We start from the raw sequence: 17205 nt of genomic DNA, 5'->3' as shown, positions 1-17205 counted from the left end.
TAGATGACTGAACGGTCAACAACCAAGCCGGAAATAGCTTCCCAAAAAAAGGTGGTCAAACTCCCCCCAGCCATCGGGGACTGGACCACCTATCGCGCCCCTAAGATACTGGTCAAGAAAGTCAAGACCGGGCTCTACGGGTTTGACCGTCTCTCCAAAGAAGAGCTGAAACACCTGCTGCGCATCCACTACCGTTTTACCCTTGACCTGCTGGAGCGGTGTAAGATCGATCTCGGCCTCGGCATCGAATTCCTCGCCTGCCAGGTGGAACAGACCACTTATATCAATTTTCTGCGGGGGCTGAACGTCCCGGTCGCCCAAGGCAAGATCGCCGTCGGCAACGTGCACGAAAATATCCTCTGGGCCTGGCAGGCCGACCTGGCCCATAGCCTGATCAATTATGCCCTCGGCAGCCATAACCTGGAAATCATCCAGCGCGGCCTGACCGACGTGGAAAAAGAGCTCTTCGCTGCGACCCTGGCCGATTTCCTCCCCTCGTTCAATGCCGCTTACGAACAGGTCCTCGAGGCCCCGGCCTTCACTTACGTCAGCTCGCCTGATTTTTCCCTTGACCCGGCGGTCAGCACGACCGCCACCTATGTTGTTTTTGTCGCCGAGGTCGCCATCAATGATGGACCGGCCGGGAAGATGATCATCGGCTATCCCGGGGCGGCGATCAAGACTCTGCTCAAAGCCTATACGGCAAAATACCGGCAGAAACAGGTGGACTTCAGCCGCCTCCCCCTTTCCATCCTTAACACGATCATGATCGGAGCAAAGGCCGTCCTGGGCCAGACCGCCCTCTCCTCCTCGGAGATAGACCAGTTGGAGGTCGGCGACGTGGTCGCGCTGGATACGCCGATCAACTCGTCGATCTTCGTCCGGATAGGCAACAAGCTCAAATTGCCTTCCCAGCCCGGCCAGACCGCCAAGAAGAAAGCGTTGCGCATTGCCGGCCTGACCGAAGAGCAGGTGGCCACCACTCCTCCACTGGCCGAAAGCACGACCCCGGCCCAGCCTGGACCAATCACCGCCCCTCCTCCCCCGCCCGAGGAGAAACCGCTCGCCGCAGAAACGGGCGAAAGCGAGCTGAACGAAGCGGAATATAAACCGGAAAACATCACCCAGGATGACGCCGGCTTGCTTGATGATGAAGAATTTACCGAAGATATCTTTGCCGAAGACGAAGAAACCGAGATGAAGGAGGCTTAAGATGGAAGTTAAAAATGTCCGATTCCCGGAATTACAGGTTGGGGAGAAGGGTGAGCGGCTCGAGACGCGCAGTCTCGGCGACATCCCGGTCACGGTCACCGTCGAGCTCGGCTCGACAGAATTATCCCTCAAAGAAGTGCTGGAATTGGCCGAAGGGTCGATCATTGAATTGAACCGCCTGGCCGGCGAACCGCTCGACCTGAAAGTCGGCGGCCAGCTCGTCGCCCAGGGCGAGGTCGTGGCCGTGGATGACTATTACGGGCTCCGGATCACGAACGTGGTCATGCGATGACGGCTGAAACTCTAGCCCTGCAGGCCTCACCGATCGTGACCGTCGGTTACCTGATGCAGGTCATTTTCTCGCTGGCGGTCGTGCTCACCCTGATCTTCGTCATTGCCAAATATCTCTTGCCAAAATTACGGGTCGCGACCGTCGGCCGGGTCATCTCTGTCGTCGACCGGGTCATGCTCGAACCTCAAGTCACCGCCTATATCCTGAAAGTCGGCCTAAGGTCCTGGCTGGTCGTGGCCAGCAATAAAGCTGTCCACTCGGTCGCCGAGGTGAGCGGAGAGATCCTCAAATGAACGGAGCGACGCTCGACCTGGCCAAGATCATGGCCGCCCCGCAATTCTCGAACAGCATCCAGCTGATGATCTCTCTGGGACTGATCTCGCTCCTCCCTTTTTTCCTGATCTCGGTCACCTCATTTTTGCGGATCATTATCGTCTTCAGTTTGCTGCGCACCGCCATCGGCACCCAGCAGGTCCCGCCAAACTCGGTCCTGATCGGGCTGGCGCTCTTCATGACGGTCTTTATCATGTCGCCGGTCTGGCAGGAAGTGAACACTAACGCCCTGGTCCCGTACAACGCCGGCAAGATCTCCCAGGCCAAAGCGATCGAGGTCGGCCTCCGGCCCCTCTCCCAGTTCATGCTCCGCCAAACCAGGGAAAAAGACCTTGGGTTGTTCGTCCAATTCGCCAAGATCAAGCCCCCCAAGACGGCCGCCGAAGTGCCGTTCTACGTGCTGGTCCCGGCCTACATGATCTCCGAACTAAAGACCGGTTTCCAGATCGGTTTTCTCCTCTTTGTGCCGTTCATCATCATCGACCTGGTCGTCGCCAACATCCTCCTCTCGCTCGGTATGTTCATGCTCTCGCCGGTCATGGTCTCCCTCCCTTTCAAGATCCTCCTCTTCGTGCTGGTTGACGGGTGGAACCTGATTTCCCGCGGCCTGATGATGAGTTTCCGATGAACCAGGATACCGTTGTCCAGATCCTCTTCCAGGGGATCTACTTGACCTTACTACTCTCCCTGCCGGCGGTCGGGGTCGGCCTGATCGTCGGTTTTATGATCAGCCTCTTCCAGGCCGTGACCCAGATCCAGGAGCAAACCCTGACCTTTGTCCCCAAGGTCGTTTCGGTCTTGCTCGTCATCGCTTTCACCTCACCCTGGATGATCTCTCTGATCGTCGATTTCACCTCGACCCTCTGGAATACTATCCCAGGCATGGTGCGATGATCCTCAGCCTGGTTCAGGTCGAGGTCTTCTTCTTTATCCTGGCCAGGATCGCCGGCGTTTTTATCCAGGCACCTATCTTCTCTTCCCGGAGCTTTTTCACTTCGGCCAAAGTCGCCCTGGTTATCTGGCTGACCATTGTCCTCTGGTTCGTGACCCCGGTCACGAATCACCTCCCGACCTCCCTGGTCGCCTTCCTGTTCATTCTGATCAGTGAAGTCGCCGTCGGTTTTCTGATGGGCTTTATTTGCAACATCCTTTTTGTCGCCATCCAGGCCGCCGGCGAATTTATGGACATGCAGATGGGGCTGTCCGTCGCCCAAGCCCTTGATCCCGTTTTCGGCTCGGTCATTTCGATCATCGGCCGGCTGACCTTCTTCACCGCCCTGGTCGTTTTCCTGGTCATGGACGGCCATCACCTCCTCCTGGCCGGCTTGCACCAGAGTTTTACCACGCTGCCGGCCGGCCAGCTGGCTAATTTTGCTTCGCCCGGTCTGGCCCAGCAACTGATCGCGCTCGGCAGCACGCTCTGGCTAACCGGCATCAAACTGGCCGCGCCGATCGTTCTCTTGATCTTCTTGGCCGATTTTACTTTCGGCATCGTCTCGCGCGTCGCTCCCCAGGTCAACGTCTTCATGCTCGGTTTCCAGGTCAAACCGCTCCTCGGCCTCTTCGGTTTTTCCCTCATCCTCCCTTTTCTGGTAAAATATATAGAAAAGTCGCTCGAGCTGATGGGGACCGAAATGGTCAAGCTGGCCGTGTTCATCAAATAAACTTAAGGGAGTGAGTCATCATGGGCGAAGGGAGCGGCGATAAGAGCGAAGAGCCAACCCCTCACCGCCTGCGCGAAGCGAGGGAAAAAGGCCAGGTCGCCAAAAGCAAAGAAGTCACGACCGCCGTCCTCCTCCTCCTCTCTTATTACCTCTTCCGCTACCTGGGCGAGTACATGTGGAGGAACCTGGCCGAAATGGCCCAGGCGATCTTCCAGCTGGTCCCCGAAGCGCGCGAGTTCAGTCTCGGCCTGGCCGGCTACCTCCTGCTGATCGGCCTGCGGGCGATGGCTTTGGTCCTCCTGCCGATCTTTGTGGTCGGTTTTATCGCCGCCCTCGTCGCCGAAGCGCTGCAAACCGGCTTTGTCGTCTCTCTCGACCCGCTTAGTCCCAAGCTCGAGCGGGTCAATCCGCTGGAAGGGTTCAAGCGGATGTTCTCCCTGCAGGGTCTGGTCGAACTGATCAAATCGCTCCTCAAGATCATCATTGTTTTCTATATCGCCTGGTACGCGGTCAAGGATGACCTCTCTTACATAATAGTCCTGATGGAAGCCCACCCCTGGCAGGCGCTGGTCCTCGGTGGCGACATCGCCTACCGGATCGCCATGCGGGTCGGCCTCTTCTATATCGCCATCGCGATCCTCGATTACCTCTACAAGCGCTGGGAATACATGAAGAACTTAAAGATGAGCCGGCAGGAGGTCAAGGAAGAATACAAGCGGCTCGAAGGCGATCCGATGGTCAAACAGCGGATGCGCGACCTCCAGCGCCAGACCGCCATGTCGCGGATGATGTCGGGCGTCCCCCAGGCTGATGTCGTCGTCACCAACCCGACCCACCTGGCCGTAGCGCTGAAATACGACCAGGCCAAGATGAAGGCGCCGCTCGTCCTGGCCAAAGGGGAACGCAAGGTGGCCGAAGAGATCCGGCGGATCGCCGAAGCGCACGAGATCACTATCGTCCAAAACGAACAACTGGCCCGCGCCATCTACCGCAGCACCCCTCTTTACAAGGAGGTCCCCGCGGAGTTCTACCAGGCGACCGCGGAAATACTGGCCTACGTTTATAAGATCAAGCGCGACCGGGAAATCCGGCGCAAAGCCTCGCTTGCTCTCGCCCCGCGTTAGGTATATAATCAAAATCACTTATGGCGACGGCCGGATTTGACCTGAAAGCTATGCGCAATCTCTTTTCCCTGGGCGACTTTATGGTCGCCGGGCTCCTGATTGTCATCATCGCGCTGATGCTGGTCCCGCTCCCGCCCTTCGTCCTTGATATCCTGCTGACCGCGAGCATCGCCTTGGCCCTGATACTCCTCCTGGTGGCGATGTACTTGAAAGAAGCGCTGGAGATATCATCTTTCCCGTCAATTCTTTTAATCGTGACCGTCTTCCGCCTGGCCCTGAACATCGCTTCCTCCCGCCTCCTGCTGACCGAAGCCTACGCCGGCCAGGTGGTCCAGGCCTTCGGTAATTTCGTGGTCGGCGGCAATTATATCGTCGGCATCATTATTTTCTCCATCATCACGATCGTCCAGTTCGTCGTCATCACCAAAGGCTCGGAGCGCGTGGCCGAGGTCGCCGCCCGCTTCACCCTCGACGCCATGCCCGGCAAGCAGATGTCGATCGACGCCGACCTCAACGCCGGGCTGATCGACGCCAATGAGGCCCGCGCCCGCCGCCGCAAGATCGAGGCGGAAGCGACCTTCTTCGGCAGCATGGACGGCGCCAACAAGTTCGTCCGCGGCGATTCGATCGCCAGCATCATCATCGTTCTGGTCAACATCATCGGCGGTATCCTCGTCGGCTGGCTGCAGCTCGGCATGGGGATCATGGAGGCGCTCACGACCTACGCCCTGCTGACGGTCGGCGCCGGCCTGGTCGCCCAGGTGACCGCTCTCCTGATCTCGATCGCCACCGGCCTGATCATCACCAAATCAGCTTCGGAAATGAGCCTCGGCACCGACATTTCCTCCCAGCTTTTCGCCCAACCGCGCGCTTTTGCTTTTGTCACCATCATCCTCGGCGCGTTCGCCATGGTCCCCGGCATGCCGACCGTCTCGTTTTTAATGATGGCCAGCATGTCAGGCGTCTTGGCCCTGGTGTTGATGCGGGCGCAGACCTCAAAAGACGAGGCCAAAACAGTGACCGAAGAGGTTTCGGCCAAGGATGTCCTTAAAAAACCGGAGAGCATCCTCGGGACGCTCGGCCTCGATCCGCTCTCGCTCAAGACCGGCCGCAACCTTATCCCGCTGATCGATCCCGGCCAGAAAGGGCCGCTGCTCGAGCGGATCACCCTGATCCGCTATAACATCGGCCAGGAGCTTGGCTTCGTTATCCCCGGCGTCCGGGTCATGGACGACCTTTCGCTTCTCCCCAACCAATATACGATCGATATCCGGGGGACCAAGGTCTCGGCCGGAGAAGCGCTGCTCGGCCATCACCTGGTCGACCTCCCGCTCGCCCAGGTCAAAGCGAAAAAACTGAACGGGACCGAGGGGCGAGACCCGCTAAGCAACGACCTGGTCACCTGGGTCGGGGACGATTATCTTCCGGAGCTCCAGAAGCTGGGCATTCCAGCCAAGCCGCCGGTCGATGTCATTTCCGAGCATTTCACCGAGATCATCAAACGCTATGCCGACGAGATCATGACCCGGCAGAACGTCCAGTCGCTGATCGAGCTGGTCAAGAACAGCAACGCGGCGATCGTCCGCGAGCTGATCCCCGACCTCCTCTCGCTCGGCCAGGTCCACAAGGTCCTGCAGCTCCTGGTGCGCGAGCGGGTCTCGGTCCGCGACCTGTCGACCGTCCTCGAACGCCTGGCCGATTACGCCCACCTCTCGCGCGACATCAACATCCTGGCCGAATACGTCCGCCAGTCGCTGGCCAGGCAGATCTGCGAAGCCTACACCGACAAGAAAGGGGTCATCACCGTGGTGACGATCGACCCCGCTCTGGAGGAAACATTGATCGGCGCCATCCATCAGTCGGAATACGGCTCCTTCCTGGCGGTCGACCCGGCGGTCGGCGAAAAGATCCTGGTCCAGATCTCCGGCCATTTGCAGAATTTTAAGCGTTTAAAGCTCAAGCCGGTCATCCTCTGTTCACCCCGCCTCCGCCCCCATTTCAAACGGTTCATCGAACGGAGTTTTCCCGATCTGGCTGTGCTGTCCTACAATGAAATAGTGCCTCAAGTTAAAGTCCAGTCGATCGGGATGATCTCGATCGAATAAGTCTTCAAGCAAGTAAAGTCAAGGAGCTAAAAAATGAAAAAATATCTAACTATTGGCCTGTGCGCCCTGCCCCTTATTTCCACGGCTTTCGGCTTGACCCCGGTCAGGGATTGGACTGACAACGGCAAAGTAATCGCCAATGCTCTAGGTCCGGCCGCGCAGGTCTACCCGGCCGTCTGCCGGACGAGCGACAGTAATACGATCGTTGCCTGGGCTGATGAAAGAGGCGGCAACCTCTCCAGCAGCTATTATCAAGTTTATGTCCAGAAGCTCGACAGCAGCGGTGTTGGGGCCTGGAATACCCCGGAAGGGGGTGTGGCTATTGCTACCGGATATGCTACCGTCGGCACGGGTATGATTGAATACTATAGAATATGCATCGTCCCCGACAGCGCCGGCGGCGCGATCGTCAGCTGGCTGGACCAGCGCAGCGGCGTGGCGATCTACGCGCAAAGAGTTGACGGAAATGGAACGGTCCAGTGGACGGCTGGCGGCCTACCCGTTGTGACCGCCACTGCTGGTTATTCTGCCGTCAATTCTTTCCGGATGACGGCCGACGGGTCCGGCGGCGCCATCATCTGCTGGGGCGACGACCGCAACCAGCAATCTAAATATGACCTTTACGGGCAAAAGATCGGCAGCAACGGTGCTAAGGCCTGGGCCGCCAATGGGGTCGAGCTTTTTACCAGTACTTACAGCAAGACCTTCCAGCAGCTTGTCTCCGACGGGACGGGCGGCGCGGTCGTCGCCAGCATTGTTGCGACCGACGGCACGGGGAGCGACATTATCGCTTTGCAGGTAACGAGCGCCGGCGCTCTTCCTTGGACCAGCACGGTTTGCCAGGTCGCCAATAACGAAGCGAATCCGCAGATCGTGGGGAGCGGCACCGATAAATTTATCATCACCTGGGAAGACAATCGCCTGCAAGCCTCCGGCAATTCAGATATTTACGCTCAAGCGCTCAACGGATCTGGCACTCCCGAATGGACAGCTAACGGCGTCGCCATCTGTTCCGCTCTCAATACCGTCCAGATGAATCCCTCAATTATTGCCGACGGTTCCGGCGGGGCCGTCATTACCTGGCATGACACCCGCGGCAACGACATCTATGCCCAGCGGGTCAACGGCTCCGGCGTGGTCCAGTGGACAGCGGACGGGGTTGCCGTTTGCCTGGGCTCCGTCTACCAGACAGCTCCGCTGATCGTTAGCACCGGCTCGGGCGGCTCGATAATTTTCTGGAAAGACACGCGCAATGACACGAGCGGATTTTACTATTCCGAAATCTTCGCTCAAAAGCTCGATGGCAGCGGAGCGGCCCAGTGGACGGCCAACGGCGTTCAATTCAGCGGAAACACCAAACAATATTATTATTCCGAATGCCTCTCCTCGCCGGTGGAAGATGGTTCAGGCGGCGCCCTTATTTTCTGGACTGACCTCAATACAGATTCTAACGGTGATATTTACGGGACAAAAGCGTCCAGCAATGGCTCGGCGGCCTGGGGTTCTTCCGGCGAAGCGATCTGCGCGGCCCAAAAAGCCGTCGACCAGGACCAGCCGGTTATCAGCCAGGACGGGCTGGTCATAGCCTGGCGCGATGCCAAGAACGGTCAAAGCGATATCTACGCTCAAAAAATCGATCCGGTTACCGGCAACCCTTCATGGGCCTCGGATGGCGTCGCGGTCGCGACCGGCGCGGGGACGCGCAACCTGGGCGGCATTCGCAGGACCAGCGACGGCAAGTACGCGGTCGTTTGGGAAGACCAGCGCAATGCCAGCTCCGATATTTACTTGCAATACCTTAACTCCGCTGACGGGGCAAGCCTTTTGACGGCAAATGGCTTCCGAGTCACCAGTTCAAGCAACAACGAGGTCCAGCCGACAGTCGCCCCGGATGACAACGGCGGAGTGGTCGTAACCTGGTCGAACAGCGGCGGCGGTATCGGGTTAAGATCGCGCGGCCCTCTTCTGGCGAGCGCTTACGTCTCCGACGCTTCGGAGCTACCCGATCTGGATAATATGTTATTTGCTTTGGGTGGCGGCGGCGCTAAACTTATCTACGCCAAGAGGGTCGGCAGTGACGGCTCTTTTATGTGGGCCGACGCCGCCTCAAATGCTGCAGGGCTTGGTCTATTGGTCAGCACCTATACTGACGCCGAGTTTCCTACCCTTGCGCTGACCTATCCTTCGGTCGCCAATATCGGCGGCGGTTCAGCCCTGGTAGTTTGGACCGATAACCGGAACGACGTTGACACGCTCACGACCGATATTTACGGGCAAAAACTCTCAATTGCCGACGGCAGCTTGCAGCTTTCAGCCGCTGGCCTGCCGGTCTGCAACGCGACCGGGGATCAAACCTATCCCCGCGTCGCTAAAATAGCCGACGGTGTTTCGATCGTAACCTGGACCGATGCCCGTGGCGGCAGAGCTAGGGGGACGCTGACCGATATCTACGCGCAAAAACTGGATACCAACGGCCTCGGCCTCTGGACGGCTAACGGGGTGGAGGTCGTGATCGGGACTGGAAACAATTCTCTGTCACTGCCTCATGCGGCGGTTGACTCAACCTCCGGGGATAGTCTTATCAACATGATCACGAATGATACCGGGGCCGGAACATACGGCAACCAGGTCCAGGTCCTGGACGGGAATGGCACCAAACTTCTCGCCGATCCCTTCCAGGTCGTCACTGCTACCGATCTCAAGAATTATCCGGATATCGCGGCGATCGGCAGCGGCACCGCTATTTTAAGCTGGGACACTGATGTACATATTCAGAAGGTATCAGGCCTATCGACGCCAACAACAACAACTACTACCACCACTACCACCACTACCACAACGGCGGGTTCTGCAACGACCACGACTTCGGCCGCCGAGACGACAACTACTACCGGCACGGCCACGACCACCACCACCCGGCTGGTCGGCCTGATCCAGAAAGTTACGCCCAGGGTCCGTAGAATCACCGAAGCTGTCCAGGTGTTGATCGATACTTCCGGCTCGGTTAACCCGGTCAAGGTCATCCTGACCAACACCCGGACCGGCCGGACGCTGACCTTCCCGGCTGCGAGCTTTTCGGTCAGCGGCGGCACGATCGCCCTCGATACCATCCCGAGCACCCAATTAACGCAAAACGATGTCGGTTATTGGGACGTGACGATCGTCGATGCCGGCGGCGAGAGCATCGTCAAGAGCCAGGGCATTTTACTGGAGACCACCGGCTTCTATTTTGCTCCGACCTTGGTTTCTTCGCAGAAAGCCGCGGTCAGCGCGTTTGGCCCCGCCGATCAGCCGCGGATGGCTTATTCATTGGATGAAGACCAGGGGATAGACATCTTCATTTATGACGTGCGGGAGATGAAGCCGGTCTACCACCGGAAGTTCGCCGCCGGCGAAGTGGGCGGCAAGTCCGGCTATAATGAAGTCCTGTGGGACGGTAAGACCGATTTTGGCACGACCATCCCGAACGGCGCTTATATCGTCCAGTTCGTCTCTGCCGGCAAGGTGATCGGCACCACTAACTTTGTAGTTAAATAAAGAATTCATTCTAGAGAGGAAAGAGACCATTAGAAGGCTGGTATTTTGGTTCGCGTTCGTTTGCGTCATGACCTTGGCCGCCCAGGCCGGCGCCCAATCGGAAGTGACAATCACTTCCGACATTACCCGCCTTGGCGTCGGCGCCCGCCCGCTCGGCATGGGGAGGGCCTTTGCCGGTCTGGCCGATGACATCAGCGCGATGTACTTGAACCCCGGCGGCCTGGGCGGTCTCAAGTCGGTCGAGTTCCTAAGTATGTCGGCTTCATTCGCCAACACCGCTAATTACCTCACCCTTTGCTCGGTCGCGCCGACCAAATTTGGGACGTTCGGGATCGGCTATTCCGGCACCGGCTTCGGCTTCAACTCGCCGGTCCTGATCATCACCGAGATCGCCACCGGCGAGTACCGGATCATCCCTTCGACAACCGAATCCGTCTCTTACAATTACAATAATTATGTGATCGCCCTCGCCTACGGCACAACCCTCTTTCGCCCGGAGTTGACGCTGGGTGGGACATTTAAATTATTTAAGGAAGACATTTCCGGAACCAGCAGCGCCAATTCCAACGGGAACGACCTGGATTTAGGCGTTCTTTATCGATATAACCCTGTGCTCTCTTTCGGCGCGATGGCCAGGAACCTCCTGCCGGTCAGTCTGGGCGGAAAAGTGACCTGGAATACCGGCCAGATCTCCAGCCTGCCGGTCAGTTATGTGCTGGGCGCCAATATTCATTTCAACCTTCTCAACCGTTTTGGCTACGTCAATATCAGCAATGACTACGAATATAAACCATCTCAGTCCGCCTATCCCGGCTACCTGCATTCCGGCGTTGAATGGTGGCCGAACAAACTGCTCGCCCTCCGGGCCGGCCTTGACCAGGATGTCATTGGTATCGGCAGCGGTCTTGAGCTGCAAGCGGCAAATAACCTGACCGCCGGTTTAAGCCTCAACTTCAGCGGCGCCCGCTTCGATTACGCTTTCCATAAGTACAACAATATCTCGGCCAACGACACCCACTACTTCTCCTTCGCCTACGCTTATGAGCCGGTCAAGTTCATTCCGCTTGCGCTTAGCTCGCCCGCGGACAAACTGATCACCACCCAGGGGCATGTCACGGTGGCCGGCTTGGCCAAGGATACGCGGACTGTGGAAATCAAGCTCAACAATCACCTCATTGGTTATAACAGGAAAAGCGGCAGTTTTGAAGCCGAAATTGAACTTCCCATCGGCAAAAACTCCCTCTGGGTCGGCAGTTACGACAGTAAAGGGAAACTGCTCGACCGCCAGCGGGTTCGGGTCCTCCGGCTCGCGTCTTTCAAGGATATCGGCAACGAATTCTGGGCGAAAAATGAGATCGAACAACTGGCAACGCTCGGTATCCTGACCGGCTTCCCTGACAACACCTTCCAGCCGGACCAGACGCTGAAGCGGGCGCACTTCCTGATCAAGTTCATGGAGATCGGCAGTGTCCCGACCGCCGAATCGACCGTGACCATCTTTAAAGATGTCCGGAAGACCCAGCCGATGGCGTCGTTCATCAAAGGCGGTTACGACCGTAAACTGGTCAAAGGGTATCCGGACAAGACGTTCAAGCCGTCACAGAAGACCAATCTGCTCGAAGCGATCGTCGTGACCGTCCGCTACTCCAACTTCGGCACCCCCGAAGTGCTGGAGCGCCCGTTCGCCGACATCGACGCCCGCCACTGGGGGATCATGGAGATCACCGCCGCCAAACAGAACCGGATGCTCGATTTTGCCAAAGATAACCTGAACCCAAAAGAGGACTTCACCCGCGCCGAGTTCGCCGCGCTGATCTCCCGGGTCCCGGCACTGCGAGCCAAGATCGACGCCCTGCTTGATTTTGAGCAGGGCTACGGGACCACGCCAGCCGACTGAAAACTGCTATAATTATTTCATGCTCACCAAGACCGATCCCGACATCATTAAAGGTTATCTGGAGGACAGCTCCAACTTGGCCGGAGCGCACGCCGAGGGACTCTACCTGCCGGCCAATGAGGCGGAGATATTTGAGGCGCTCGCCGAAAGTGTCACCAAAAAGAGCCCTCTGACCGTTTCCGCCGGGCAGACAGGGACGACCGGCGGTTGTCTCCCCTTTGGCGGCTGGTTGCTTTCGACCCAGAAGCTAAATAAGATCATTGACGTCAACCCGGAGTTGAAGTTCGCCATCGTCCAACCAGGGGTCAAACTGGAAGAGCTCGACGCGGCGGTAAAAATAGCCGGCCTCCTCTACCCGCCGGACCCGACCGAGAAAACGGCAACGATCGGCGGCAATGTGGCGACCAACGCTTCCGGCGGCCGGAGCTATCGCTTCGGCGGAACCCGCCACTGGATCAGGCGGCTCAAGATCGTCCTCCCCAATGGGACGAGCTACAACCTCAAGCGCGGGCTAATGACCGCCAATAACCAGGCTGAATTTATTCTTCCTCATTCCACATTCCGCATTCCGCATTATTCCATGCCTCCCATCAAGAATTCCGCCGGTTACTTTAGTTCCCCCAACATGGATCTAGTCGACCTCTTTATCGGCGCCGAAGGAACGCTCGGTATCGTCTCCGAGATCGAAGTCGCTTTGGCGCCGGCCTTGCGGGAGACGTTCGACCTTGTCGCTTTCTTCCCCAGCGAGGAGCTGGCGGTCGATTTTGTCCAGGCTAGTAAAGAAAAACGTGACCCGACCATTAATTTTTACGAATATTTCGACCCCAACACGCTGGCCATGCTTCGCCCATCCTATCCCCACATCCCGGCGGGAGTTCAGGCAGCCGTCTATGTCGAACAGGAAATAAACGAAACCAATGAAAAGAGCTATCTCGATAATTGGGCTTCTCTGTTGGAAAAATATGGAGCCTCACTCGACAACTGCTGGCTGGGAACAGACCCCAAACAAAAGGAAGAGCTGTTCGGCTTCCGCCACGCTATCCCCGAACATATCAATGAGATATTCAAACAGCATCATCAGATCAAATTGGCGACCGACATCGCCGTCCCGGCCGACAAATTCAAGGAAATGTTTAACTTCTACAACTTACAACTGACAACTAACGACTCACAACTATTTTATATTAAATTTGGGCACATCGGGGACAACCATCTTCACGTAAATTTAGTTGCCAAGAAACCGGAATATTTTGACAAAGCGCAAGCTTTGGTCATGAAGTTTGTCCGGAAAGCGGTCGAACTGGGCGGAACGGTCTCGGCCGAGCACGGGATCGGCAAGATCAAGCACCAATATTTACGCGAAATGTATGGCAACGCCGGTCTGAACGAGATGCGCCGCGTCAAAGCGCTTTTCGACCCTAGCCACATTCTCAATCGCGGCAATATTTTCCCAGAATTCGCTTGACAATAATCGTGGCTGTCGTATAATCGCAGTATCTTTTTAGGAGGTAGTTATTATGCCAAAGAAAATAGTTGTCGCTTGTTCCCTCCTCGCCCTGGTCACCACCTTAGGTTTTGTCATCTTCGGCTGCGGCGCGAACTCTGACACCACAACGACCACCACTACTGCCCCCACTGTCACCATCGCTTCAGCCCAGGTTAGCGCCGCCAAAGCGGGCGTGCTCCTCGCCAGCGGCGGATCAAGCGTGGGCAGTTCCGCGACTACCGTAGGAAGCGCGGCTGGAGTAAAACTCATGTCGGTCAGGGCTTTGGGCGGCCCGCCCGCTTCATTCTTCACCAGTTTAACGACCGGCACTGCCAGTATCGACGGTTACCTTTCACCGACCAGCGAATCGGTCGGTGGGAATATGACCCCTTACATGCGGTTGAAAACTGTCGGCGGCGACATCGTTAACGGCGCTTTTCTGGCCAACAAAAAAATCGGCAAATGGCTGACGCTCGAAGTCGAGGATATTATGGGCGGCACGGAAGGCGTGATCCCCAACGGCATGACGGTGGAAGTGAGCAGTTATGTCGCTCGCTATGTAGCCGCTTACATAGCCGGTGCAAACACTCATCCCTTTACTAACACAACCATATTCCGGCCCATCAGCACTGAAGCCGATTATATGGCCTGGATGTTTATGTATCCTTCCATAGAAGCCGGCATCAGCACAATGGCGCAATTCATGCCGGGAGCACCGAGCCATATTTATATGATTACCCCCGAAGTTACCAACCTCGATAAAATCGGCGGGATGGAAATGAAAATGGTTTTCTCCAAATCCGCCACCGGTGAAATTACAATTAGCGTTAATACCGGCCCCGAAGGCAGGCCCGTAGCCGGGATTTACAGCGGGGCTAGCACCCTGACCACCCCGGCTGGCAGCCTGGAAGCCACTATGTCGATGAATTTTACTGCCGATGGTCCGCCCAGCTGGTTAAGGGTCGTGGGCACAACCGAGGCCGCTCCAAAGTATACCGTAATTGTCAATATGAACCCGGCTACGATGACCGCCACGGGAGAAGTTCTCGACAGCAGCGGAACAAGGATCGGCACGCTTGAAGGTTCTTCAACCGGAGGTAATGTTTACATTGGGGGGAGCAAAGAAGCATTCGCTTTATAGCGTATAAACCAAGTTAATTTTAGAAGCAGAATTTCTAAAGTTTCCTAGCTGATGCGCTAAAGCCCCGGTCAGTCGTCCGATTGACTGGGGCTTTTGTTCTATTTCCTCTATCGTGCGTGCGGAGAAGAGCCTAGGCCTGCCGGCTTCGTCTCGAAAAGCTCAATTGCAGCCGAGTCGCCGGCCAGATAGCCGGTGGAGAACGCTTCCTGAAGATTATACCCGCCGGTTAGCCCGGCCAGATCGATCAGCTCTCCGCAGAAATAGAGCCCCTGGACCAGTCGCGACCCCATCGTTCGCGGATCAATCTCTTTGAGCGAGACCCCGCCCCGCGTGATCATCGCTTCCTCGATGGGCCTGGAGCCAATTATAGGTATTCTAAGATCAGTGAAGTAACCGGCGATCATCTTACGATCAGCGCGGCTGACCATACTGCATTTATTATCTGCCGCCGGAGAACAAAGCTTCTCAAAAACAGACGAAAGGGATGCCGGTAAAGTCTTTTTGAAATACTGCGCGACAGTTCTTGATCCAAAAAAAATAATTTCCTTTTGCAATAATTGATCGAATTCCTGGGTGCTATATTCAGGCCGCAAGTTCAGCGCTATTTCAACTTTACTTTTACTGGAGAGTGCGTCAATAATCTTGCCGCTAAGGTTAAGCACGATCGGGCCGGACACGCCAAAATGAGTGAACAGGATGTCCCCTCTCTCCGCGCGCTGTTTACGGCCGTCCATGACGACTGAAATGGCAACATCCTTAAGCGTTAGTCCTTGTAGCTCCTTAATATATGAACTGTTGGACTCCAGCGCTACCAGCCCCGGGCTAAGTTGAACGATCGTATGACCGCTTTGTCTGGCCATTTCGTACCCATCACCGGTCGAGCCGGTCGCCGGGTAGGATCGACCCCCGGTCGCAATAATTAAGCTGGTTGCGTCCACCTGACTGCCGTCAGAAAGCGTAACCCCTGTAATGTTTTCTTTTTTTTCTGATCCATAGTGAATGGTGGTAACTGTAGTGTTGTGCAGGATGTGGACCCGGTGCTCTTTGAGGTAGGCGCGTAAACAAGCCAGCACCCCTGCCGCGTCAGTATTTAAGGGGAGAACTCTCCCGCCTGATTCGACGCGCATCGGTACTCCGCGTGAACTGAAGAAATTAATCAGATCTTTGTTGGAAAATACGGTTAAGGCTTTATATAGGAATTTCCCAGCTTTCCCAAAGGCGGCGGTCAGGTCCGGTAGGTCGGCGTTATTGGTTAAGTTGCACTTTCCTCCGCCGGTCAGCAACAATTTACTCCCCAGGCGATAAGTCTTTTCCACCAGGAGTACTTTGGCCCCTCGTTCTGCCGCCCGGCCGGCAGCCATCATTCCAGCGGGCCCTCCGCCGGCAACCACGATATCAAATCGACCGGTATTTCTTGAGATCATCTCGCAAAGATTTGAGTATAGAAATAACTGCCCTCGCCAGAGGAGGCAACCCCAACCCCGGTTAGTTTATATTCACCTTTAATATTGATCAGATGTTTGGGGCTGGCCAGCCAGTCTTTAACGGCTTCGTTGGCCGGATCGTCATAACCTTCATTGTATGCGACATTTTCGGCAATATACGCGGCGCCAATTTCTCGCTTTATCAAGCTGGTGCGGAACTCAAATCCCTGATGTCCAAAAGGCGCTTTCCCTGTCGCCATATCCAGGCTGTGTTGCCTGGCCAGGCCGGAAAGATAGTTGTTTATTTTTAATTCGGTTAAACCGCCGCTACTCCTGACGCGATTGATCAGGCTAAAGACACGGGCTTCCATTTTCCGGGTCTTACTTGCGGGACTGGGGATCGACGCCGCGGCGATTTCGTCACTGCCGATCCTTTCTCCCAGGGCAAAGGCCATCCCTGTTGAGCTTAAAGGGGCTATTAATAATTCTATAATTAACCAGGCCAATAAAAGACCAACAAGCTTGCTGCGAAACGTGGGCAGATGTATTATGTTTGGTTTGGTCATGGCTATCTGCTCCTGTATCTTGCCGCGGCCTTAAGAATGCCTTTAGCACCTTTTATTAAGGCGATCTTTTTAGTTCTGGACCAACTTTTTATCTGGGCTTCGCGTTTTAACGCCGCGCTCCTCGTGGTTTTTTTCTCAGAATATCGAATACGGATCGGAGGATTGGCCGATGTATAGCGTGCACCTTTGCCACCCTTGTGTTCAGCAAAGCGGCGTTCCAGGTCAGTGGTTATTCCGGTATAAAGAGCTTGGTTGGCACATTCAAGGATGTAAACAAAATAGGACATATTTATTAAATCTCGGCCAGCAAACAAAGTGAGCGAGTCGAGAGACTCCCCGGGTAGGATTCGAACCTACGACCAAGTGATTAACAGTCACCTGCGCTACCACTGCGCTACCGGGGAATACCTCGACTCTCTTAGGC

The 17205-nt window shown here is 56.1% G+C and carries 15 protein-coding genes and 1 tRNA gene; 12 read left to right on the top strand and 4 right to left on the bottom strand.

Going from position 1 to position 17205, the window contains the following annotated elements; translation table 11 throughout:
- Positions 1–3 precede the first annotated feature (3 nt).
- The 12 genes from WC903_05410 (at position 4) to WC903_05355 (ending at position 14791) form a co-directional block, all read left to right on the top strand.
- Positions 4–1212, top strand: a complete 1209-nt coding sequence (locus WC903_05410) for a FliM/FliN family flagellar motor switch protein (protein ID MFA5893382.1) — start codon at positions 4–6, stop codon at positions 1210–1212.
- Between the two features lies 1 nt (position 1213).
- The gene (gene fliN / locus WC903_05405; protein ID MFA5893381.1) at positions 1214–1504 is read left to right on the top strand and encodes a flagellar motor switch protein FliN; all 291 of its coding nucleotides are present in this window, start codon (positions 1214–1216) and stop codon (positions 1502–1504) included.
- Positions 1501–1797, top strand: a complete 297-nt coding sequence (locus WC903_05400; protein MFA5893380.1) for a hypothetical protein — start codon at positions 1501–1503, stop codon at positions 1795–1797. Before fliN ends, WC903_05400 begins: the two co-directional genes overlap by 4 nt.
- The gene (gene fliP / locus WC903_05395; GenBank protein ID MFA5893379.1) at positions 1794–2465 is read left to right on the top strand and encodes a flagellar type III secretion system pore protein FliP; all 672 of its coding nucleotides are present in this window, start codon (positions 1794–1796) and stop codon (positions 2463–2465) included. Before WC903_05400 ends, fliP begins: the two co-directional genes overlap by 4 nt.
- A complete protein-coding gene (gene fliQ, locus WC903_05390) occupies positions 2462–2731 on the top strand; it encodes a flagellar biosynthesis protein FliQ (protein MFA5893378.1) in 270 nt (89 codons plus the stop codon). Before fliP ends, fliQ begins: the two co-directional genes overlap by 4 nt.
- Positions 2728–3501, top strand: coding sequence for a flagellar biosynthetic protein FliR (fliR, locus tag WC903_05385; GenBank protein ID MFA5893377.1), 774 nt, complete (start codon positions 2728–2730; stop codon positions 3499–3501). Before fliQ ends, fliR begins: the two co-directional genes overlap by 4 nt.
- 20 nt (positions 3502–3521) lie before the next feature.
- Positions 3522–4625 carry a flagellar biosynthesis protein FlhB gene (gene flhB / locus WC903_05380; GenBank protein MFA5893376.1) on the top strand — a complete coding sequence of 368 codons (1104 nt, stop codon included), beginning with the start codon at positions 3522–3524 and terminating at the stop codon, positions 4623–4625.
- A gap of 20 nt (positions 4626–4645) precedes the next feature.
- On the top strand, positions 4646–6730 hold the full coding sequence (locus tag WC903_05375) for a flagellar biosynthesis protein FlhA (GenBank protein MFA5893375.1): 2085 nt from the start codon (positions 4646–4648) through the stop codon (positions 6728–6730).
- 33 nt (positions 6731–6763) lie between these two features.
- Entirely contained in the window at positions 6764–10267 is a 3504-nt protein-coding gene (locus WC903_05370) for a hypothetical protein (GenBank protein MFA5893374.1), read from the top strand.
- A gap of 67 nt (positions 10268–10334) precedes the next feature.
- Positions 10335–12164, top strand: coding sequence for an S-layer homology domain-containing protein (locus WC903_05365; GenBank protein ID MFA5893373.1), 1830 nt, complete (start codon positions 10335–10337; stop codon positions 12162–12164).
- A 19-nt stretch (positions 12165–12183) separates the two neighbouring features.
- Positions 12184–13629, top strand: coding sequence for an FAD-binding oxidoreductase (locus WC903_05360; protein ID MFA5893372.1), 1446 nt, complete (start codon positions 12184–12186; stop codon positions 13627–13629).
- A gap of 52 nt (positions 13630–13681) precedes the next feature.
- Positions 13682–14791: a hypothetical protein gene (locus tag WC903_05355; protein ID MFA5893371.1), complete on the top strand. Its 1110-nt coding sequence runs from the start codon at positions 13682–13684 to the stop codon at positions 14789–14791.
- 107 nt (positions 14792–14898) lie between these two features.
- Here the strand turns inward: WC903_05355 and WC903_05350 are convergent, their stop codons facing one another.
- The 4 genes from WC903_05350 to WC903_05335 all read right to left on the bottom strand — a co-directional run bounded on the left by WC903_05350 (position 14899) and on the right by WC903_05335 (position 17185).
- On the bottom strand, positions 14899–16215 hold the full coding sequence (locus WC903_05350; protein MFA5893370.1) for an NAD(P)/FAD-dependent oxidoreductase: 1317 nt from the start codon (positions 16213–16215) through the stop codon (positions 14899–14901).
- On the bottom strand, positions 16212–16781 hold the full coding sequence (locus WC903_05345) for a CAP domain-containing protein (GenBank protein MFA5893369.1): 570 nt from the start codon (positions 16779–16781) through the stop codon (positions 16212–16214). Before WC903_05345 ends, WC903_05350 begins: the two co-directional genes overlap by 4 nt.
- A gap of 2 nt (positions 16782–16783) precedes the next feature.
- Entirely contained in the window at positions 16784–17068 is a 285-nt protein-coding gene (locus tag WC903_05340; GenBank protein MFA5893368.1) for a GIY-YIG nuclease family protein, read from the bottom strand.
- A gap of 45 nt (positions 17069–17113) precedes the next feature.
- A tRNA-Asn gene (locus tag WC903_05335) sits at positions 17114–17185 on the bottom strand.
- Positions 17186–17205 lie beyond the last annotated feature (20 nt).

This window comes from Candidatus Margulisiibacteriota bacterium, from assembly GCA_041658645.1.
GTDB lineage: Bacteria > Margulisbacteria > WOR-1 > O2-12-FULL-45-9 > XYB2-FULL-48-7 > JBAZZV01.
The sequence above is the reverse complement of the archived record's forward strand: the minus strand, read 5'-3'. Positions and strand labels throughout refer to the sequence as shown.